Genomic DNA, 17,977 nt, shown 5'->3' on the forward strand with positions numbered 1-17,977 from the left:
TGTATTGGGCCGCTCAAAGAAGCCGGATATACGTCAGCAATCGTGATCCTGAACCAAGCCTGCCAAGACTGTTGCAATAAGGCGGGGTCCATATATTTCCACACAATCCATTTGCTGCAACTGCAAAGTCCTCGATGGTTGAATACATAGAGGGCGGGACAAAGCTGCCCTAAGATGATCTGGCGTGAATGTCTGCTATACATATGGAGCAGTCGTCACCGAGAAATGATGGCAGTTCAATCGCGACCGACAATCCAAAAGGATACTTTCCATGACCGAAACAATCCTTGCAGCAGAACCGACCATACGGCTTGTTGCCTTTCTGGGCATTCTGGCGGCCATGGCGCTGTGGGAAGTTGGAGCACCACGGCGAAGACGGGAAATACCACGCGTTGTCCGATGGACAAATAACTTTGCGCTGGTGTTGCTCGACACCGCTATCCTGCGGCTCACCTTCCCGATCCTCGCAGTTGGTCTCGCGGCCATGGCCGAAGAGCGCGGATGGGGGCTTTTCAACAACATAGATGTGCCGGTTGGGGTTGCCATCGTGGTCTCGATGCTGCTTCTCGACCTTGCGATCTACCTTCAGCACGTAATGTTCCACGCGGTACCGGGTCTTTGGCGGCTGCACCGAATGCATCATGCCGATCTTGATTTCGACGTGACCACGGGTTTGCGTTTCCACCCGATAGAAATCCTCATCTCAATGGGGATCAAGCTGGCGGTCGTCGCAGCTTTGGGCCCCCCCGCTGTCGCCGTGCTCTTGTTCGAGGTAATCTTGAACGCGACGGCGCTTTTCAATCACGGCAACATTGACGTTCCGCGCCCGGTAGATCGTATCCTCAGATGGATCATCGTCACCCCGGACATGCACCGAGTGCACCATTCCGTTGATCCACGCGAAACCAACTCGAACTTCGGCTTCAATTTTCCGTGGTGGGACCGGCTCCTAGGCACTTACGTCGCGCAGCCTGCGAATGGCCACAAGGGTATGGTGATCGGCATCGAGCAGTTTCGCACGCGCCGCGATCTCTGGCTCGACCGGATGCTGATTCAGCCTCTGCTCGGTCCGGCGAGCGGAGGTGCGCTCGACGCGCGGAGCCATCAGAGCCGATCTTCATCCGTCTCATCCAAGAAAGCCGAGCCAGGCACCGACAAATAGACCAGAAATCCATGACCCAATAATCCTTTGCGGCACTTATTTGTCAGTCATGCGTCCTGCAGCATAGGTCACGAATGGGATGTACCGGCTGCTTTACACGGCAGGTTCGGTTTGGCCTATACTGCTCATATGAGAAGTAACTGGCGAAGAATGATTTTGATGAACTGATGGATTTTGTTGCACAGATCGGGGTTTGAGCGCAGGTCCCCTTTCCGCAGGCGGACTTATCCTACAGGCTCTGTGACTGGGATGCCAAGAGCAGTGTAGCGGTTGAGCACCGCGATCCGGACTTGGAGTTCGGCAACCTGCCTGTCGAAGTCTCTGGCCATGAGGCCCTGGCCAGGGAGTTTTACGCAGTTCATCTTCGTTTCTGCGCGGCTTCGGCGGTGGTATCCGGTCAACTTCCGCCACAAGGCTCGCCCAAGATATTTGCAGGCCCTTAGCGGGCATGTGGCCGGGTGGCTTCGGCGTGCTTTGGTCCAAAACCGCGCCAAACGATTGATCCACCGCAACGAGCATGAACGTCGAATCTGATAGGTCTGTGCGCAAGACGTTTTACAACAGGAGGCCTCGCATGACTGTCTCGACGGATTTCTCCACGAAAAGACCTTCTATCCCTGCCTTGCTTGCCTTCCTTGCACTTACGTTTCTGATCACGTGGGGTGTGATCGGCAGCTACATCTTTTGGCCCGAAGAAATGACGGCGCGGTTCGGGGAAATCAGTGGCGCGCATCCGTTCTTTTTCCTCGCCACATGGGCACCGGCCATCGCCGCGTTTACTGTTGTGTTGCTCTATGGCGGCTTGTCGGGACTGCGCGGGTTTTTGTCTCGATTGTTCTTGTGGCGTTGCCCCGCGTCCTGGTGGGCCTTCATTCTGATCGTTATCCCGCTTGTCTTCGTGGCGGGCTCGCTTATCAAAGGCGGTCCACTCCTGGCGCCTATTCCGCCGGAAGGCGTGGGCGCGATAATCTCGCTTATGTTCATGATGCTGCTCTTGGGGCCAATCGAAGAGTTTGGCTGGCGCGGCGTCGCACAACCGCTCTTGCAGCGTTACATGGCACCGCTTTGGGCCGGTGCGCTGATCGGTGCGATCTGGGGCCTCTGGCATTTGCCCGCCTTCTTTCTTGCAGGCGTTGTCTTTGCGGAATGGAGCTTCTTGCCGTTCTTTATCGGGAACATCACGCTCGCCATTCTCGTGACCCCGATTTTCAACGCGACGCGCGGTAGTCTCCTGCTTCCGATGCTGTTCCATTGGCAGTTGATCAATCCGTTCTGGCCCGATGCGCAGCCGTGGGACACGTGGCTCCTTGTCGGGGTCGCCGCCATCATTGTCTGGTGGAAACGCGACATGGTGTTCTCGCGCGACGGGGCTGTCACGGAAGTCATTCCGGACGAGGCGCGGCCATGACACGCGCACTCTGCGCAGTGCTGTTTTCCTTGTGCTTCCTGATTGCAGAGCCCGCGTCATCGGAAACCGAGCAACCAAGGATGCAGGCTCTGCTCAATGGGCTCCAACAGGACTATGGCTTCCCCGGAGCAACGGCTGCCGTAGCATTGCCGGACGGGCGCGTTTTCATTGTTGCAGCCGGTCTCGCGGATCGGGGTGCGGGCATGCCGATGACGCTTGGGACACGCATGCTGGCGGCAAGTTTCGGGAAAAGCTTTGTCGCGATGACAGTGCTGTCGTTAGAAAGTGATGGCGTTCTGTCCCGTTCTGACCCCGTCTCGCGATACTTTGGCAAGTACGATTGGTTTGGGCGGGTGCCGAACCATGAAACGATGAGCGTCGGCGATCTCCTCTGGCACAGTGCGGGGACCCGAAGGATACGAGGACATGATCGAAGAGCACACCCTTCGGCATATCGACCTCAGTGACGGCTGGTTCGTGGGCGATGATCTGTGTCGTGATCTCAGTTGGCTCACGGACAAGCCAAATTGAGCTTGCGTTGAGTTGCTGCGGCTTTGGGGGCGTCTGGAAAATAAATTTGGATCAGTTGCCTATCGGGTCGAGAAGGTTCGATCCCGGTACCGTCCCTTCCGCCACCGTTCTGTTTTCTGCAGTTGTAAGAGACATCTCTGGATGTAAAAGTGTGCCTGACACCGATCTGCTGGTGCGCATGTTGCTGCCTTGGTACGGCTTATGGACGATCCGGAATAATCCGTTCAAAAGATAGGGCATGACAAATACGAAGATCACCAAGGCAGACGCGGGCACGGACAAAGCAATTGGATTGCGCAGAACGCTAACTCTGCCGTTGCTGACCCTCTATGGGTTGGGGGTCACGGTCGGGGCTGGCATCTACGTGCTGATCGGAACGACCGTGGCGCAGGCAGGCCCCTTTGCGTGGGTCGCATTTTTGCTGGCGGCCTTTGTGGTTGGGTTCACGGCCTTTTCCTATGCGGAACTGGCCACACGCTTTCCGGTCAGCGCGGGGGAAGCAGCCTATGTCGCGGCGGGGTTCAAGCAGCCTTGGCTGGCGACAGTAGTGGGGCTTTTGGTGGTCGTTTCTGGAATGGTGTCGGCGTCGGCTGTCGCGGTCGGGGCCTCGGGTTATCTGGGAGACATGACCGGATTGCCATCCGCGCCGCTGATTGTGGGGATCGTTGCGACGATGGGCCTGCTGGCGTGGTGGGGGATCACCCAGTCGGTTACGGTTGCCGCCGTCGTGACCGTGATCGAAATTCTTGGCCTGTGCTTAGTCATTGCGTGGGGCGTGGGGTTTTCAGCGCAGGGTGGTACGCCTGCATCAGAGCTTTTGCCACCTCTGCAAGGCAGCCATTGGGGCGGCATCATCAGCGCATCACTGCTGGCCTTCTTCGCCTTCATCGGGTTCGAGGACATGGTCAATGTCGCCGAAGAGGTCGAAAACCCGCGGCGCACGATCCCGCTGGCAATTGTCTATACGCTGATTGTCGCGACGTTGCTCTATATCGCGACCTGCGTCGCTGTACTGCTTGCTGTGCCGTTGGAAAAGCTTGCCGGGTCAGCCGCACCGCTGACGCTGGTTTTTGCCAATGCGCCGGAGGCGATCAAGCTGGGCTTTGCGGCAATTGCCGTCGTTGCGACCATCAACGGGGTTTTGATCCAGATGATAATGGCATCGCGCGTCCTGTACGGCATGGCTGATCGGGGCGGTTTGCCGGCGATCTTTGCGCGCCTGTCACCCAGAACACGCACACCATCAGTCGCGACGGCATTTGTGACCGCCAGTATCTTGGGCCTTGGCCTATTTCTGCCAATTGAACAGCTTGCCGCGTGGACATCGCAAATCGTCCTTTGCGTATTTGTCTGCGTGAACCTGTCACTGGTTGCAATCAAACACAGGTCACCGGGGGCAGGCGATCATTTTCACGTCCCCGTGGCTGTGCCCATCTGCGGGGTCGGGGCCAGCATCGCGTTGCTGGTCATCCCCCTGACCTGAGCGGCGCAACATGCGTTATCATCATGGTGTTTTCCGCGCTGATAGCTATTGTTGACTGCGCGCCGAACAGAATATCACGCCCAAGGCTTTCATGACCCAAGACACTCAAACACTCGATTTGCAGGCTGTCACTGCCTATTTGGCCAAGCATTTGCCCGATTTTGAAGGACCGCTTGAGGCGACCAAGTTCCAGGTTGGCCAGTCCAATCCGACTTTCCTGCTGGAGACGCCGACGCACAAATATGTGCTGCGCCGCAAGCCGCCCGGCGTGTTGTTGAAATCGGCCCATGCTGTTGATCGCGAATTTCGCGTGCAAAAGGCGCTGGCTGGCACCGATGTGCCGGTCGCGAAAATGCATTTGCTCTGTCAGGATCCTGACGTCATTGGCTCTGACTTCTACATCATGGATTTTGTTGCGGGTCGTAACTTCAACGAACCGACGCTGGATGCGTTGACGGTGGCTGAACGCGGGCAGGTCATGGACGATTGGAACCGCGTTCTGGCTGCTTTGCACGATGTTGATATCGATGCTGTCGGTCTTAGTGACTATGGGCCGCCCGGCAACTATTTTGCCCGCCAGATCGGGCGCTGGACCAAGCAATATCAGGCAGCAGCAACTGAAACCTTGCCGGCGATGGACAAGCTGATGGCCGCGATGGAGACCCATTTCCCAGGTGATGATGGCCAACGGACGCTGGTGCATGGCGACTTTCGCATCGACAATATGATGTTTGAAAAGGACGGCACAAAATGCGTGGCCGTGCTGGATTGGGAACTGTCCACAATCGGGCATCCCTATGCCGATCTTGCGTCGGTCATCATGCAATGGCAGATGCCGACAGGGCCGATGTCGCGGGGGCTGGACGGGGTTGATCGGTCCGCTTTGGGGCTGCCTTCGGATGATGCGTTTGTTGCCCGATATTGCGCAAGACGCGGCATCGACAAGATCGACAATCTCGGGTTTTACGTGGCTTTTTGCTTTTTCCGCATGACTGCGATCCTGCAAGGCGTCTATCGGCGGGCGCTGGATGGCAATGCCTCTGACCCTGAAGGGGGAAAGCGGGCCGGTGAGCTGGTGCCAATCTTTGCGCAAAAGGGCCTGCAATCGCTGGAGCGGTAGAGTGGCCCGCTGGCGTGAATAGGGCCTGTGGCTGCCCGACCAGAGGGCCGGGCAGCCGAGAGTTTTGCCGCTAGCCCTTCAAAGAGCCTTCACCGTGTCCTTGCAGACCGCCGGAGACCTCTTCGGTCGCTTCGTCAGTCAGTTCCTCTGGCAGGATCAAGTTAAGCACAATCGCAATCACAGCGGCTGGCAACAAGCCCGATGTCATCAGGATCCGTAGCGTATCGGGCAGGTATTGCACCGCCTTGGGGTCCAGTTGCAGGCCAAGCCCGACAGACAGGGCGATGGCAAAAATCACCATGTTCCGGCGGTTCCATTTGACGTCCGACAGCATTGAGATACCGGCAGCAACCACCATCCCGAACATCACGATCACACCGCCACCAAGCACTTCGATCGGGATTGTGCGGATCACAGCGCCCACTTTCGGGACCAGCCCGCAGACAATCAGGAAGAGCGCGCCGATGGTGACGACATGGCGGCTCATCACGCCGGTCATGGCGATCAGGCCGACGTTCTGGCTGAAGGATGTGTTGGGAAAGCCGCCAAAAATACCGGCAACAGCCGTACCAACACCATCGGCATAGGTGGCGCCGGTGATTTCAGCCTCGGTCGCTTCACGGCCTGCGCCACCCTTGGTGATGCCCGACACATCGCCGACAGTTTCAACCGCCGACACAAAGGCCATCAGGCAAAAACCGATAATCGCGGCAAAGCTGAATTCAAACCCGTATTTGAACGGAACAGGGAAGGAGACCGCCGCAGCGCGGCCCCAGCTTGTCGCGATCCCGTCAAGCGTGACCATGCCCATCATCAGCGCATAGAGGTAGCCCACAAGAATACCGATCACCACGGCAGATACGGCCAGCATGCCCTTGGCGTAGAACTTCAGCCCCAGGGTCACAAAGATCACCACAAGTGCCGCAGACCAGTTCAGCAGCGACCCATATTCCGGGGAATTGATGGCAGGAACACCGCCAGCGGCATATTGAATGCCGACCTTCACCAGCGCGAGACCGATCATCGTGACGACAAGGCCCGTGACCAACGGGGGCAGAGCAAAGCGGATCTTGCCGATAAATGTCCCGATGAGCATGTGAAACAGACCACCAATCAGGACGCCGCCGAACAGGGCGGGCAGGGCGTCGACCCCTTTGCCTGCAACAAGCGGGATCATGATCGGAATAAAGGCGAAGGACGTGCCTTGCACAATTGGCAAACGCGCGCCAACCGGCCCCATACCAATGGTCTGGAACAGCGTTGCGATCCCGGCGAACAACATGGCCATCTGGATCAGATAGGTCATGTCAGGGAAGCCCTGCGCGCCCGCATCCGACCCGAAACCAAAGCCCGCAGCCCCTGCGATAATAATCGCTGGTGTGACGTTGGATACAAACATTGCCAGCACATGCTGGATACCCAATGGAACAGCGCGGTGCAGCGCCGGTGTATAGTTCGGATCGCGCAGCTGATCTGCGGTCCCAAGTGAAGTGTCAGCCATATTTTTTCCCTTCCGGTAGACGAATGAACCAGTCTTTGCGCTGGTTTGCTACTGATGATTGGTGATTGTGTAAGCGGTTTCGAACCAGTGTTCCTGCAGGTTGGCACCCACGCCGATCCGGTCAACGACCGCAAAAAGTCCCGGTGCATGCAGCGGTGTCAGCACCCCATGCCATGTGCCGCGATGGTAGTTCACCCCTTGGCCTGGCGTGGTCAGAAATGCGTGCGGCTGTCCCGGTGCGCCATCTGCATCGGGGGCCACGACAACAAGAAACGCATCCATGCTCATCGGCAGGAATGCCTGACTGCCTTGGGGGTGCCGCTCCATCATGTCCAGTTGGAGCGGCAGGTTGCGCGGCTCGGCCTTGAACAGGCTGATCCCGGCTTTGCCATCCGTCACGTCGATTTTGGCGCGATCATGATAACGCCCGCAAAGCCCCTGATTGATGATCTTGTCAGGCGGGCCGGACACATCAAGCACGTCACCGAAAGGGGCAAAGGCTTGAGCTGTCAGCGGCCTGATTTCGACAACGCGGCTCATGCGCCCAGCTTTTCAATCAGGCGCAGTTCTGCGATCCGTTCGACCTGTTTGCAGGCTTCGGCGAATTCAGCGGCGCGGTCATTGTCGATACGGCGCTTGAACGCGGCTATAATGCTGGCCTTTGTGTTGTCGCGCACCGCAATGATGAAGGGGAATCCGAATTTTTCGGTGTAGGTCGCGTTCAGTTCAACGAACTGGTCCCGTTCTGCATCTGTCAACGCGTCCAGCCCGACCGATGCTTGTTCAGCTGTGGATTCGGCTGTCAGCCTTTTGGCGGCGGCCAGTTTGCCCGCCAGATCAGGGTGCGCGGTCAGCACGCCCAGACGCTGTACGTCGGTGGCCGACCGGAACACCCGCGCGAGCGCCTGATGAATCCCGATGGCCGTGTCGTGGGCCGGGCCAAGTTCCAGCGCATGTGCAGCTTCGGCGATCCAGGGGCTATGTTCAAAAATACCACCGAATTCCTGCACGAATGTTGCCCGATCCATCTGTGACGGACGGGGCTTTGAGACAGGCGGATGGGTCTTTGCCCAATGCTCTGCAATTTGCAGCCGGGTGGCAAACCAGACATCATCGCGGGACTGGAAATGCGCAATCGCCCGGCGCAGGGCTGCGGCGCGGCCCGGACGACCTATCAGGCGACAATGCAGACCGATGGAAAGGATCTTGGGCTGGCCAGCTTCGCCTTCTTCATAAAGGTAATCAAAACTGTCCTTTAGGTAGCTTTCAAACTGGTCGCCATTGGTGAACCCCGCCTGAATTGCAAAGCGCATGTCGTTGCAATCCATCGTGTAGGGCACGATCAACTGGTCGCGCTGACCAAACTGCATCCAATAGGGCAGATCATCGGCATAGCTGTCGGCCACATAGGCAAATTGACCTGTCTCGGCGGCCAAGCGCACGGTGTCGTTCGAACAGCGGCCCGTGTACCAGCCGCGCGGCGCGCTGCCGGTGACTTCGGTATGCAGGCGGATCGCTTCAGCGATTTGCGCGCGCTCCTGATCTTCGGGCATGTCTTTGTGTTCGATCCATTTCAGACCATGGCTGGCAATCTCCCAGTCCGCGGCCTTCATGGCGGCGACCTGTTCGGGGGCGCGGGCAAGGGCGGTGGCAACCCCGTAGACCGTGATAGGCAGGTCTTTCAGCATCCGGTGGACCCGCCAGAACCCCGCACGCGCGCCGTATTCATAGATCGATTCCATGTTCCAATGGCGCTGGCCGGGCCATGCAGAGGCACCGGTGATCTCGGACAAAAACGCTTCTGACGCAGGATCGCCGTGCAGAATGTTATTCTCGCCGCCTTCTTCGTAATTCAGTACGATCTGGACAGCGATCTTGGCGCCGTTGGGCCATTGCGCCGCTGGGGGCGTTGCACCATATCCGGTCATGTCACGGGGATAACGGGTCACATCTGGGCCTTTCTTCAGTTATTATTGACCTCTATATTCCGAATTAATCAGTTTCGTTTTCAAAAAATATGCGAAAGAGCCTCTTGTTAGCTTTGCTTTGCCGAGAGGTGGCAATGCGGCCTATAAAACCAGCAGTTCAAAAGGAGATGCACATTTGGCGGGATATCTAACAACCCATGTGTTGGACACGGCACGCGGCTGCCCGGCACAGGGCATTGCAATCACCCTGTTTCGCATAAATGGCGATCATCACGAGAAAATTGCGACGGCAGTGACAAACAGTGACGGGCGCACGGATGCGCCCATTTTGCCAAGTGATGCTTTTGAAACAGGTACTTATGAACTGGTCTTCGACACCGGTGCCTATCTTGATGCAACTGGCACACCGCCGGAAGAGCCGCGTTTCCTGTCGCAAATCCCGATCCGTTTCGGCATGTCAAACGCGTCGCACTATCATGTGCCTTTGTTGTTGTCCCCGTTTGGCTACGCAACATACCGCGGCAGCTAACGGCGCAGGGCTACTTACCCGCGATCAACCGTTTTAGCTTGCGCATACCCCCGATCCAGCGGTCGTAGTTGGCGGTTTTATTCCGCATATAGCCCAGAACGGTCGGGTGCGGCAGGATAAGGAACGTTTCGTCCCGGATGGCGGTGGCGCAGGCTTCCGCCACGGTTTTGGCTGAAATGATGCCATCTACGCCTGCTGTACCTGCTCCATTTGCGGTCATGGCGGTTTCAACGGCTTGCGGGCACAGCACGGAAACCTTGATGCCATCGTCGGCGTGGGTGAAGGCCAGCCATTCTGCCAATCCGACGGCGGCATGTTTGCTGACAGCATAAGGGGCCGCGCCAATCTGGTTCAACAGACCCGCTGCCGAGGCTGTGATCAAAAGATAACCGCCGCCACGCGCCATCATGCGCGGCAGGACATGGCGGGCAGCGTAGACATGGCTCATCACGTTGATGTCCCAAATCCGTTGCCAATCTGCGTTAGGCCGCTCTAATCCGCCCTCCATGAATATGCCCGCATTCGCGCAAAACAGGTCAATTGGACCAATATCCTGTTCGACCGTTTCGATCATCTGTTTGATCTGCTCTTCGTCGGCCACATCAACCGCAAAGGCGTGCCCGCCCACATCGGTCGCGGTGCGCGTGGCACCCGCGCCATCAATATCCACGCAGATTATCTGCGCGCCTCTGGCTGCGAAATCGACGCAGATCGCGCGCCCGATGCCGCTTGCAGCACCTGTGACAACGCAAATCTTGCCCAAAATCTCCATCAGACTACCACCGGCGTATTTTTGAAATCTGACAATTCATGCGCCATCACTGCGGTCCTCTTTTTGGCTTTCTCTCTTGATGCCCGAGGTTCCGGCGATAATCACCTGTTTTCCTTATTATGGCCAGTCGGCATAGGTTTTTGTCTGTGCAAGCTCTTCTGATCTGTCCTTTTGCCGGATGGCTTTGCGAAAGGCGCCGGGTGGAATACCTGTCTGTGCTTTGAAAAAAGCGCTGAATTGCGGCGTGCTGCGAAAGCCCAGATAATCCGCAATCTGGTCAAGCGTCTGATGCGAGCGCTGTAGCAGCGTTTGGGCCTCGACGACCAAACGATCCTGGATCAGCCGTTGGGGCGGTCTGCCAAGGGTGCGTGAACAAATGTCATGCAGGCGGTCGGGTGAAATATGCAGTTCGGACGCAAAACGCTGGACGGTCCAACGCTCGCGCAGGTGTGCCTCAAGCAGGTGGCGGAAACGTTCCAATGTCAGATTGGATCCCTTGTAGCTTGCGGCGTTGATCATTTCATTGACGCCTGCGCGCCAAAGGGCCACCAGCATGATCCTGATCTGCGCCTCGATTACCGTGTCCATGCCTGTCTGCTCGCCCTCGAGTTCTCTGAAAATGGCGGCAAGACATGATGACAAGGTCTGTGTGATATCGCTCTTGGCGTCGAGTGTGAGGTTGAATTCTCGTTCCGACATAAGGCGCAAGGTGGCAGCTTCGGGCTTGTGGCCGATCGCGTTGGTCAAGGTGGATTCACCAATGGTCAGGACGATGCCGTGGCTGCCTGCTTTGGCGCGATTGCGGACTTCCACGTCTTTGGGTGTCCAGACAATTGCAGGGGCGGCGATATGTTCTTCGCTATCTGATTTGAGCCGCGTGATGCTGCCGGAACTGACCATGATACATTGCCATGTGCGCCCCGAAAAATCCACCAGCCCACCCAGAAAACGGTCATAAAGCCCACTCCGAAAGGCTTCTGCGTGGACAGTCGTTTGATAGGGCGCGGGCCCGGAAACTCTGGTTTGTTCCTGAATCATTCCCGGATACTGACATGAAATTCCCAAATATCAATATTTTCTGAGCGGAGGTTTCCCATAGGTTAATCCGAGCGCGTCGGTTCGGGTCTGCTGCGAAGCAACAGGATTTTGCACCGACGTCAGGGGGAGGAGAGATTTTGCAGCTTCTGAAAGTCGATTCTGGCGGTTTGCCCCAAGGGGATGCACAGTCGTCTGCGCGGATGGCGGAAGCTGCTGTTGATCGTGCGGCGTCTGCGTTCGCATCATGGTCGGCATGGCCAGTGCAAGAGCGCGCAGGGGTGTTGCGCGAAATGGCAGCATTGCTCGACCAGCGGCGCGGCGAACTCTATGATCTGGCAGCACAGGAGGTCGGCGCGTCGCGATCATGGGTTGATTTTAACGTAGATCTGGGGCGCGATATTCTATTCCAAAGCGCGAGCCTTGCCGGAGCTCTTGCCGACAAGGAAATCAACGACGAGAAGACTGGCAAAAGATCACTCATCCGCCGTCAGGCCGCAGGCGTTGTGCTGGGCATGGTATCATGGAACGCGCCGATTACGCTGGGCGTGCGCGCTGTGGCCAGCCCTCTGATCTGCGGCAATTCAGTTGTTATGAAGGGCTCTGATTTTTGCCCTAGGACACATCAACACCTTGTCGATATCCTGAACAGTTCCGGCATTCCGCCCGGTGTTCTGAACTGCGTTGTCAGCAATTCGGACGAGGCGCACGATACGATGGTGCAACTGATCGGGCACCCTTGTGTGCGGCGCATCAACTTTACCGGCTCAACCCGTGTCGGGCGCGAAGTGGCGATCGAGGCGGCACGCCATCTCAAGCCTGTGCTGCTGGAATTGTCAGGCAAGGCCCCTTTGATCGTGTTGGAAGATGCGGACCTTGATGCTGCTGCACAAGCTGCCTGTTTCGGCGCCTACTTCAATCAGGGCCAGATTTGTATGTCGACAGAACGGGTCATCGTGGTGCGTTCTGTGGCCGACGCCTTTGTCGCCAAGCTTGCGGCCTGCACCCGCGCGCTCAGTACACCAAGCGCGGACGCAAAGCCTGTTGATCTGGGGCGGATGATTTCGCCCGATGCGGCACAGCGTGTCAAATCACTGATTGAGGATGCGCAATCCAAGGGCGCACATTTGCTGGCAGGCGGGGACGTTGATGCCGATGTAATGCAGCCTGCGTTGCTGGATGGCCTTGCGTCCAACATGCGCCTCTACCACGAAGAGGCGTTCGGGCCGGTGGCAGGGATCATGCGGGTGCATGACGCCGAAGAGGCGATCTCGATCGCGAATGACTGCGACTTTGGCCTGAGCGCTGCGATTTTCACCCAAGATACCGCGCTGGCGCAATCACTTGCGGACCGGTTGGAATTTGGTGTTGTCCAAATCAACGGCCCGACCGTGCACGATGACCCTGCGATGCCGTTCGGGGGCATGAAGCTCAGCGGCTACGGCCGTTTCGGCGGCGAAAGCACGATTCACGAATTCACTGAACTGCGCTGGATCGCGATCCACGAAGACCCTGACCATCCGGATTTCTGAACTCTCAAGGGCAGAAGCCCATAACGAAAAATTGCAAATGGAGGATACGCAATGCAACTAAGACCATTCCTGAAACTGGCAAGTGCGCTGACGATCGCGAGCGCTTTGGCGGCGTCAGCGGCCAGCGCCGAAAACATCCGCATTGGGGCTGTCGCACCCAAGACCGGTCCGCTGGCCGGTGGTGCCACCGTCACGCAGTGGCCCTCGATCCAGCTTTGGGTCAATCAAGTCAACGAAGCGGGCGGGCTGACTGTTGACGGCGAAAAGATGATGATCGAGCTGATCGAATATGATGATCAGACAAATCCGGGCGAAACCATCAAGGCGGTCCAGCGCCTTGCTACGCAGGACGATGCGCATTTCATTATCGCCCCTTACGGCACCGGGCTGAACCTTGCCGCCGCGCCGCTGTTCGACCGTTATGGCTATCCGCAAATTGCCGTGTCCGCGATCACCGACCAGCAGGCCGATCTGGCCGCGAAGTTCCCCAACATGTTCTTTACACTGGGCACCACAACTGCTCTGGCCGCTGACGTGGTCAAGGTCCTGTCGGACATGCGGGACGCGGGCCAGATGGGCGATAAGGTCGCGATGGTCAATGTGGCCGATGCGTTCGGGATTGAACTGGCGACGGCTGCCAAGCCCCTGTTCGAAGAAGCCGGTTTCGAAATCGTCTATGAAACGTCCTATCCGCTGGGCACACAGGATCTGTCACCTGTCATCAAGGGGGCCGCAGCGGCAGAACCTGATGCCTTTGTGGCATGGTCCTATCCGCCCGATACCTTCGGCCTGACCGAACAGGCGATGATTGAGGATCTGGACGTCAAGGCGTTTTACACGGCTGTCGCTACACCGTTTCCAGGCTACGGCGGACGGTTTGGTGCAGCGGCTGAAGGCGTTCTGGGTGCGGGTGGTGTGAATCCCGACAGCCCGGCGTTTCAGGAGTATGCAGCGGCCCACGAGGCGGTCACCGGAAACAAGCCCGATTATTGGGCCTCGGCCACGACATACGCATCGCTGGAAATCCTGGGCCAGGCGATTGAAGCCGTGGGTCTGGACCGGGAGGCCGTGTCGGCGCACCTCAAGGAGAGCACTTACGAGACAATCCTCGGGCCAATCAGCTTTGACGAAAATAACTCAAACCCTGACTTCTGGACCGTCGGCCAGTGGCAGGGTGGCGTGTTCAAAGGTGTCGCATCGCGTGGCCGCGACGGGACTGTGCCCGTCATCATCAAAGAGGGCTGGGAATAAATTCCCAGTCACGGGGCGGCGGTCTTGCCGCCCCGAAACTGCGACCACCAAGGAAGAGAAAACGTGGATATTCTGATCACTGGGCTGTTGCTGGGGGGGACCTATGCGCTGATCGCGATGGGGCTGAACCTGCAATATGGTGTCGCGCGCATCATGAACCTCGCCAATGGCGAAATATTGGTCGCGGGCGGCTATTTTGCGTTCATCGCCTACTCTGCCGCACAATTGAGCCCTTTGCTGACCATTTTCCTCGTCGCCCCGCTGGCCTTTGCGCTGAACTGGCTGATTTACCGCATTATGCTGCAACCGCTGGTGAACCGTGCCAAATCCCGCGGACAGCTTGAGACGGACAGTATCCTTGCCACGTTTGGCCTGTCGTTCATTGGCGTGGGCCTGATGCTGAGCTTCTTCGGCGGTGATTATTTTTCCTATAGTTTCATGGCGGTGCCGGTCGAACTTCTTGGCAATACCTATGGTGCCAACAGGGTTGTGTCGTTCGTGATGGCCGTGCTGATCTGCGGCGCGCTGTATATCTGGCTGAACCGGTCGCGTGCTGGCCTGTCGATCCGTGCGATTGCGACGGCGCCGTCATCCGCGCGACTGGTGGGCATTGACGTCAAGCATCTATCAGCACTGGCATTTGCACTTGGCGGTGCCGTAACGGCCGTCGGTGGCGCGCTGATCTCGACCTATCTGACGCTGGATGCCTCGACCGGGGTGGTCTTTACGCTCAAAGCGCTGATCATCGTGATCATGGGGGGCGTTGGTGATGTGCGCGGAACGATCGTGGCCGCCTTGTTGCTGGGCATTCTCGAGACCGTTGTCGCAAGCCTGCTTGACCCCGGTCTGACCCTTGCTGCGGCCTATGTCATGTTCCTTGGCATCCTTTTGTTTCGCCCGCAGGGCCTGTTCGGAAAGAAGACGACGTGAACCTGACTGCAACGGATATTCGCAATCTGATCCTTGCCGCGGGAGCGCTTGGGGTCTGTGCGCTGCTGCCGCTTGGCGACAATGGCTATTGGCTGGGGCTTGGGGTGACGGTGGCGATGTTCACCGTGCTGGCAACCTCCTGGGCGCTGTTTTCGGGACCGACCCATTATATCAGTCTGGCGACTGCCGCCTTTTTCGGGGTCGGGACATATGTGACCGGGCTGGGCATCGACAGCTTGCCGTTCTGGGTGCTGGTGGGGCTGGCCGGCATCATAGGTGCAGTGCTTGCGGCACTTGTCGGGCTCGCCACGCTGCGCCTGTCTGGCGTCTACTTTGTGATCTTTACGCTGGGACTGGCGGAACTTGTCCGACAGGTGATCACATGGGTGCAGAATAATTCGGGGCAAAAGGGTCTGTACGTCCTGACCGATCTGGACGAGGCGGGCATCTATTGGTGGCTGCTCGGCCTTGCAACGGCGGTGTTTCTGGCGGGCTGGCTGATCGGGCGTTCGCGGCTTGGCTTTGCGCTGCGCATCATTGGTGATGATGAAACGGTCGCGGCCCATTCGGGGATCAACACGGCGCTGGCGAAAGTCATGCTTTTCATGGTGCCCGGTGCCGTTGCCGCCATGACGGGCGCGATCCTTGCGCCACGTTACGTTTACATTGAGCCGTCGTTGGCCTTTGCGCCGATCCTGTCGTTTCAGGTGGTCATCATGGCCTTGCTGGGCGGCGCGTCGCGGCTGTGGGGGCCGCTGGTCGGGGTGATCCCCTTTACAATTCTGCTGGAAGTGATCTCTTCCAACTTTCCCAACCAAACCACTTTGGTCATTGGCATCGCCTTTCTGGTGATCGTCTACCTTTTGCCCAAAGGCTTTGTGGGCCTGCTGGACAAGGCGATGATCCGCTTTAACGGACGGGAGGGGGCGTAATCATGGCCAATCCAATTCTTTCCCTGCGCGGTGTGACCAAGCGCTTTGGCGGACTGGTTGCTGTCAATGCGATGGATTTCGATGTGGCCGAACGCGAAGTCGTCGGGCTGCTTGGCCCCAACGGGTCCGGCAAATCGACAACTTTAAACCTTGTGTCAGGCGCCTTGCCGCTGACGGCGGGAAACGTGACCCTGTGGGGCAGCCAGATTTCTGGTCTTCCGGCGCAGACCATCACCCGCAAAGGGGTGAGCCGCACCTTTCAATTGGTGCGCCTGTTGCCGTCGATGAATGTGCGCGAAAATGTGGTCGCAGGCGCAGTTTTCGGCCACCGGCGGCGTTGGGGCCGGGAGGCGCATGATCACGCCGAACAACTGCTCGAGCGAGTGGGCCTTGGCGGCAAGGGTGATCTGTCTGTTGGGCAGTTGACCTATATCGATACGAAACGGGTGGAACTCGCCCGGACTCTGGCCAGTGACCCCAAAGTACTGTTGCTCGATGAATGGCTGGCAGGGCTGAACCCGACCGAATTGCAGATCGGGATTACCCTTATCAAATCCCTGCGCGACGAGGGCCGCACGATCATTCTTGTGGAACATGTGATGGATGCAATCCGGTCTTTGTGTGACCGTTGCGTGGTGATGGCCGCAGGGACCAAGATTGCCGAAGGCACGCCGACAGATGTGCTGTCGGACAAGGAAGTGATCCGCGCCTATCTGGGAGACGACGATGCTTGAATTGACCGACGTCACAGTCCGTTATGGCCAACACCGCGCATTGGAGGGCGCGTCGGTCAAGGTGGCCAAAGGCGAAATCGTGGTGATCCTTGGGGCCAATGGCGCGGGGAAATCAACGCTTCTCAAGGCGGCGAGTGGCATCTGCGAAGGCGCGGTGCAGGGCAGTGTGCGGATCGACGGCACCGAACTGACCGGGCTGGCCGCGAACAAGATTGTAGATGCGGGCCTTGCCCTGGTGCCCGAGGGGCGCGGTGTATTCCCCGATCTGTCGGTGCGTGAAAACCTGACGCTGGGGGCTTATGCGGATCGTGCGCGGGACGAAGAAAACGTGACGCTGGACCGGGTCTATAGCCTGTTTCCGAAACTGCGCGAGCGCGGCAAGCAGATCGTGCGCACTATGTCTGGTGGCGAACAGCAGATGGTGGCCATCGGGCGCGCGATGATGTCGAACCCGACGATCCTGACGCTGGATGAACCGTCGCTTGGTCTGTCGCCGCTGCTGTCCAAGGAACTGTTCCAGAACCTGTCAAAGGTCCGCGATCTGGGGATTGGCGTACTGATGGTGGAACAAAACGCAAAGCAGTCGCTGGCCATCGCTGATCGTGGCTATCTGATTGAAAACGCACATGTAGTGCATGAGGATAGTGCCGAAAATCTGATGCGCGATCCTGCGGTGCAGGCGGCTTATCTGGGGGCAGGGGCGAGTGAGGCACCAGCCACGCATAGACCAACCGAGCAAGAGCCCGAGCCTGTCATTGAAAGTTTTGCGATCAAACCGCGTAGTCAGCAGACGCTCTCTGCTGATGCGCTTCTGGGCAGCTCAATTGCCGATCTTGTCGCGCGGGCGAGCGATCAAAGTGCGGCCAGACCCGCGGCTGCCGTGACAAAGCCAGCGCAAGTGCCCGTTGATCGTCTGGCTGCCGCGATGGCCGAGATCGAGCGCGCCGCCACAGCCGCCCGCAATCGCCCAAAAGCCGCACCAACCAGGCGCACAGCCGCCCCGCCGCAACCTTTGCGTCAAGAACCGGCGCAGGCCGACAAGGCACCTCCTGTCATCGAGGTCTATCGCGCGCCACGGGTCGAAGTTTACCGCCGCCAACCGGACGGCACCGGATTTGAGAGGAAATAG

At 58.2% G+C, this 17,977-nt stretch carries 17 protein-coding genes and 1 pseudogene; 12 read left to right on the forward strand and 6 right to left on the reverse strand.

The window, feature by feature from the left end; genetic code table 11:
• The first annotated feature begins 271 nt into the window (after nt 1-271).
• Nucleotides 272-1,162, forward strand: a complete 891-nt coding sequence (locus C8N45_RS21460) for a sterol desaturase family protein (protein WP_108388863.1) — start codon at nt 272-274, stop codon at nt 1,160-1,162.
• A gap of 224 nt (nt 1,163-1,386) precedes the next feature.
• Here the strand turns inward: C8N45_RS21460 and C8N45_RS21465 are convergent.
• Nucleotides 1,387-1,605 (reverse strand): annotated as a pseudogene (locus C8N45_RS21465) (IS5/IS1182 family transposase); the annotation flags it as partial.
• 131 nt (nt 1,606-1,736) lie between these two features.
• On the opposite strand from C8N45_RS21465, the gene C8N45_RS21470 reads away from it, so the two are divergent.
• The 4 genes from C8N45_RS21470 to C8N45_RS21485 all read left to right on the forward strand — a co-directional run bounded on the left by C8N45_RS21470 (nt 1,737) and on the right by C8N45_RS21485 (nt 5,704).
• Nucleotides 1,737-2,570 carry a CPBP family intramembrane glutamic endopeptidase gene (locus C8N45_RS21470; protein ID WP_108388865.1) on the forward strand — a complete coding sequence of 278 codons (834 nt, stop codon included), beginning with the start codon at nt 1,737-1,739 and terminating at the stop codon, nt 2,568-2,570.
• Nucleotides 2,567-3,037, forward strand: coding sequence for a serine hydrolase domain-containing protein (locus C8N45_RS21475; protein ID WP_108388867.1), 471 nt, complete (start codon nt 2,567-2,569; stop codon nt 3,035-3,037). The genes C8N45_RS21470 and C8N45_RS21475 overlap by 4 nt, the downstream gene beginning before the upstream one ends.
• Before the next feature lie 302 nt (nt 3,038-3,339).
• Nucleotides 3,340-4,584, forward strand: a complete 1,245-nt coding sequence (locus C8N45_RS21480; RefSeq protein ID WP_108388869.1) for an APC family permease — start codon at nt 3,340-3,342, stop codon at nt 4,582-4,584.
• 91 nt (nt 4,585-4,675) lie between these two features.
• On the forward strand, nt 4,676-5,704 hold the full coding sequence (locus C8N45_RS21485) for a phosphotransferase family protein (protein WP_108388871.1): 1,029 nt from the start codon (nt 4,676-4,678) through the stop codon (nt 5,702-5,704).
• A gap of 70 nt (nt 5,705-5,774) precedes the next feature.
• Here the strand turns inward: C8N45_RS21485 and C8N45_RS21490 are convergent, their stop codons facing one another.
• Genes C8N45_RS21490 through puuE form a run of 3 tightly spaced genes read right to left on the reverse strand, consistent with a single transcriptional unit; the run spans nt 5,775 to nt 9,154 of the window.
• A complete protein-coding gene (locus C8N45_RS21490; protein WP_108388873.1) occupies nt 5,775-7,205 on the reverse strand; it encodes a nucleobase:cation symporter-2 family protein in 1,431 nt (476 codons plus the stop codon).
• Nucleotides 7,206-7,253: 48 nt separating this feature from the next.
• Nucleotides 7,254-7,745 carry an ureidoglycolate lyase gene (locus tag C8N45_RS21495; protein ID WP_108388875.1) on the reverse strand — a complete coding sequence of 164 codons (492 nt, stop codon included), beginning with the start codon at nt 7,743-7,745 and terminating at the stop codon, nt 7,254-7,256.
• Nucleotides 7,742-9,154, reverse strand: a complete 1,413-nt coding sequence (gene puuE / locus C8N45_RS21500) for an allantoinase PuuE (protein WP_108388877.1) — start codon at nt 9,152-9,154, stop codon at nt 7,742-7,744. The genes C8N45_RS21495 and puuE overlap by 4 nt, the downstream gene beginning before the upstream one ends.
• 154 nt (nt 9,155-9,308) lie before the next feature.
• On the opposite strand from puuE, the gene uraH reads away from it, so the two are divergent.
• Nucleotides 9,309-9,662, forward strand: a complete 354-nt coding sequence (gene uraH / locus C8N45_RS21505) for a hydroxyisourate hydrolase (RefSeq protein ID WP_108388921.1) — start codon at nt 9,309-9,311, stop codon at nt 9,660-9,662.
• Nucleotides 9,663-9,672: 10 nt separating this feature from the next.
• On the opposite strand, the gene C8N45_RS21510 is transcribed toward uraH, so the two are convergent.
• Nucleotides 9,673-10,434, reverse strand: coding sequence for an SDR family NAD(P)-dependent oxidoreductase (locus C8N45_RS21510; RefSeq protein WP_108388879.1), 762 nt, complete (start codon nt 10,432-10,434; stop codon nt 9,673-9,675).
• A 117-nt stretch (nt 10,435-10,551) separates the two neighbouring features.
• A complete protein-coding gene (locus C8N45_RS21515) occupies nt 10,552-11,472 on the reverse strand; it encodes a helix-turn-helix domain-containing protein (RefSeq protein ID WP_108388881.1) in 921 nt (306 codons plus the stop codon).
• Nucleotides 11,473-11,609: 137 nt separating this feature from the next.
• Between C8N45_RS21515 and C8N45_RS21520 the strand changes: the two genes are divergently transcribed.
• The 6 genes from C8N45_RS21520 to C8N45_RS21545 all read left to right on the forward strand — a co-directional run bounded on the left by C8N45_RS21520 (nt 11,610) and on the right by C8N45_RS21545 (nt 17,977).
• Entirely contained in the window at nt 11,610-13,001 is a 1,392-nt protein-coding gene (locus tag C8N45_RS21520; protein WP_245882796.1) for an aldehyde dehydrogenase family protein, read from the forward strand.
• A gap of 51 nt (nt 13,002-13,052) precedes the next feature.
• Nucleotides 13,053-14,252, forward strand: coding sequence for an amino acid ABC transporter substrate-binding protein (locus C8N45_RS21525; protein WP_108388883.1), 1,200 nt, complete (start codon nt 13,053-13,055; stop codon nt 14,250-14,252).
• Nucleotides 14,253-14,315: 63 nt separating this feature from the next.
• The gene (locus C8N45_RS21530) at nt 14,316-15,182 is read left to right on the forward strand and encodes a branched-chain amino acid ABC transporter permease (RefSeq protein ID WP_108388887.1); all 867 of its coding nucleotides are present in this window, start codon (nt 14,316-14,318) and stop codon (nt 15,180-15,182) included.
• Nucleotides 15,179-16,114: a branched-chain amino acid ABC transporter permease gene (locus C8N45_RS21535; RefSeq protein ID WP_108388889.1), complete on the forward strand. Its 936-nt coding sequence runs from the start codon at nt 15,179-15,181 to the stop codon at nt 16,112-16,114. The genes C8N45_RS21530 and C8N45_RS21535 overlap by 4 nt, the downstream gene beginning before the upstream one ends.
• Nucleotides 16,115-16,116: 2 nt before the next feature.
• Entirely contained in the window at nt 16,117-16,848 is a 732-nt protein-coding gene (locus tag C8N45_RS21540; RefSeq protein ID WP_108388891.1) for an ABC transporter ATP-binding protein, read from the forward strand.
• On the forward strand, nt 16,841-17,977 hold the full coding sequence (locus C8N45_RS21545) for an ABC transporter ATP-binding protein (RefSeq protein ID WP_108388893.1): 1,137 nt from the start codon (nt 16,841-16,843) through the stop codon (nt 17,975-17,977). Before C8N45_RS21540 ends, C8N45_RS21545 begins: the two co-directional genes overlap by 8 nt.

Source organism: Yoonia sediminilitoris, from assembly GCF_003058085.1.
Classification (GTDB): Bacteria; Pseudomonadota; Alphaproteobacteria; order Rhodobacterales; family Rhodobacteraceae; genus Yoonia; species Yoonia sediminilitoris.

Coding starts and splice junctions, on each gene's coding strand:
- C8N45_RS21490 (WP_108388873.1), bottom strand. CDS start 7,205: ATGGCTGACACTTCACTTGGGACCGCAGATCAGCTGCGCGATCCGAAC.
- C8N45_RS21470 (WP_108388865.1), top strand. CDS start 1,737: ATGACTGTCTCGACGGATTTCTCCACGAAAAGACCTTCTATCCCTGCC.
- C8N45_RS21510 (WP_108388879.1), bottom strand. CDS start 10,434: ATGGAGATTTTGGGCAAGATTTGCGTTGTCACAGGTGCTGCAAGCGGC.
- C8N45_RS21460 (WP_108388863.1), top strand. CDS start 272: ATGACCGAAACAATCCTTGCAGCAGAACCGACCATACGGCTTGTTGCC.
- C8N45_RS21480 (WP_108388869.1), top strand. CDS start 3,340: ATGACAAATACGAAGATCACCAAGGCAGACGCGGGCACGGACAAAGCA.
- C8N45_RS21475 (WP_108388867.1), top strand. CDS start 2,567: ATGACACGCGCACTCTGCGCAGTGCTGTTTTCCTTGTGCTTCCTGATT.
- C8N45_RS21525 (WP_108388883.1), top strand. CDS start 13,053: ATGCAACTAAGACCATTCCTGAAACTGGCAAGTGCGCTGACGATCGCG.
- C8N45_RS21515 (WP_108388881.1), bottom strand. CDS start 11,472: ATGATTCAGGAACAAACCAGAGTTTCCGGGCCCGCGCCCTATCAAACG.
- C8N45_RS21545 (WP_108388893.1), top strand. CDS start 16,841: ATGCTTGAATTGACCGACGTCACAGTCCGTTATGGCCAACACCGCGCA.
- C8N45_RS21540 (WP_108388891.1), top strand. CDS start 16,117: ATGGCCAATCCAATTCTTTCCCTGCGCGGTGTGACCAAGCGCTTTGGC.
- C8N45_RS21495 (WP_108388875.1), bottom strand. CDS start 7,745: ATGAGCCGCGTTGTCGAAATCAGGCCGCTGACAGCTCAAGCCTTTGCC.
- C8N45_RS21485 (WP_108388871.1), top strand. CDS start 4,676: ATGACCCAAGACACTCAAACACTCGATTTGCAGGCTGTCACTGCCTAT.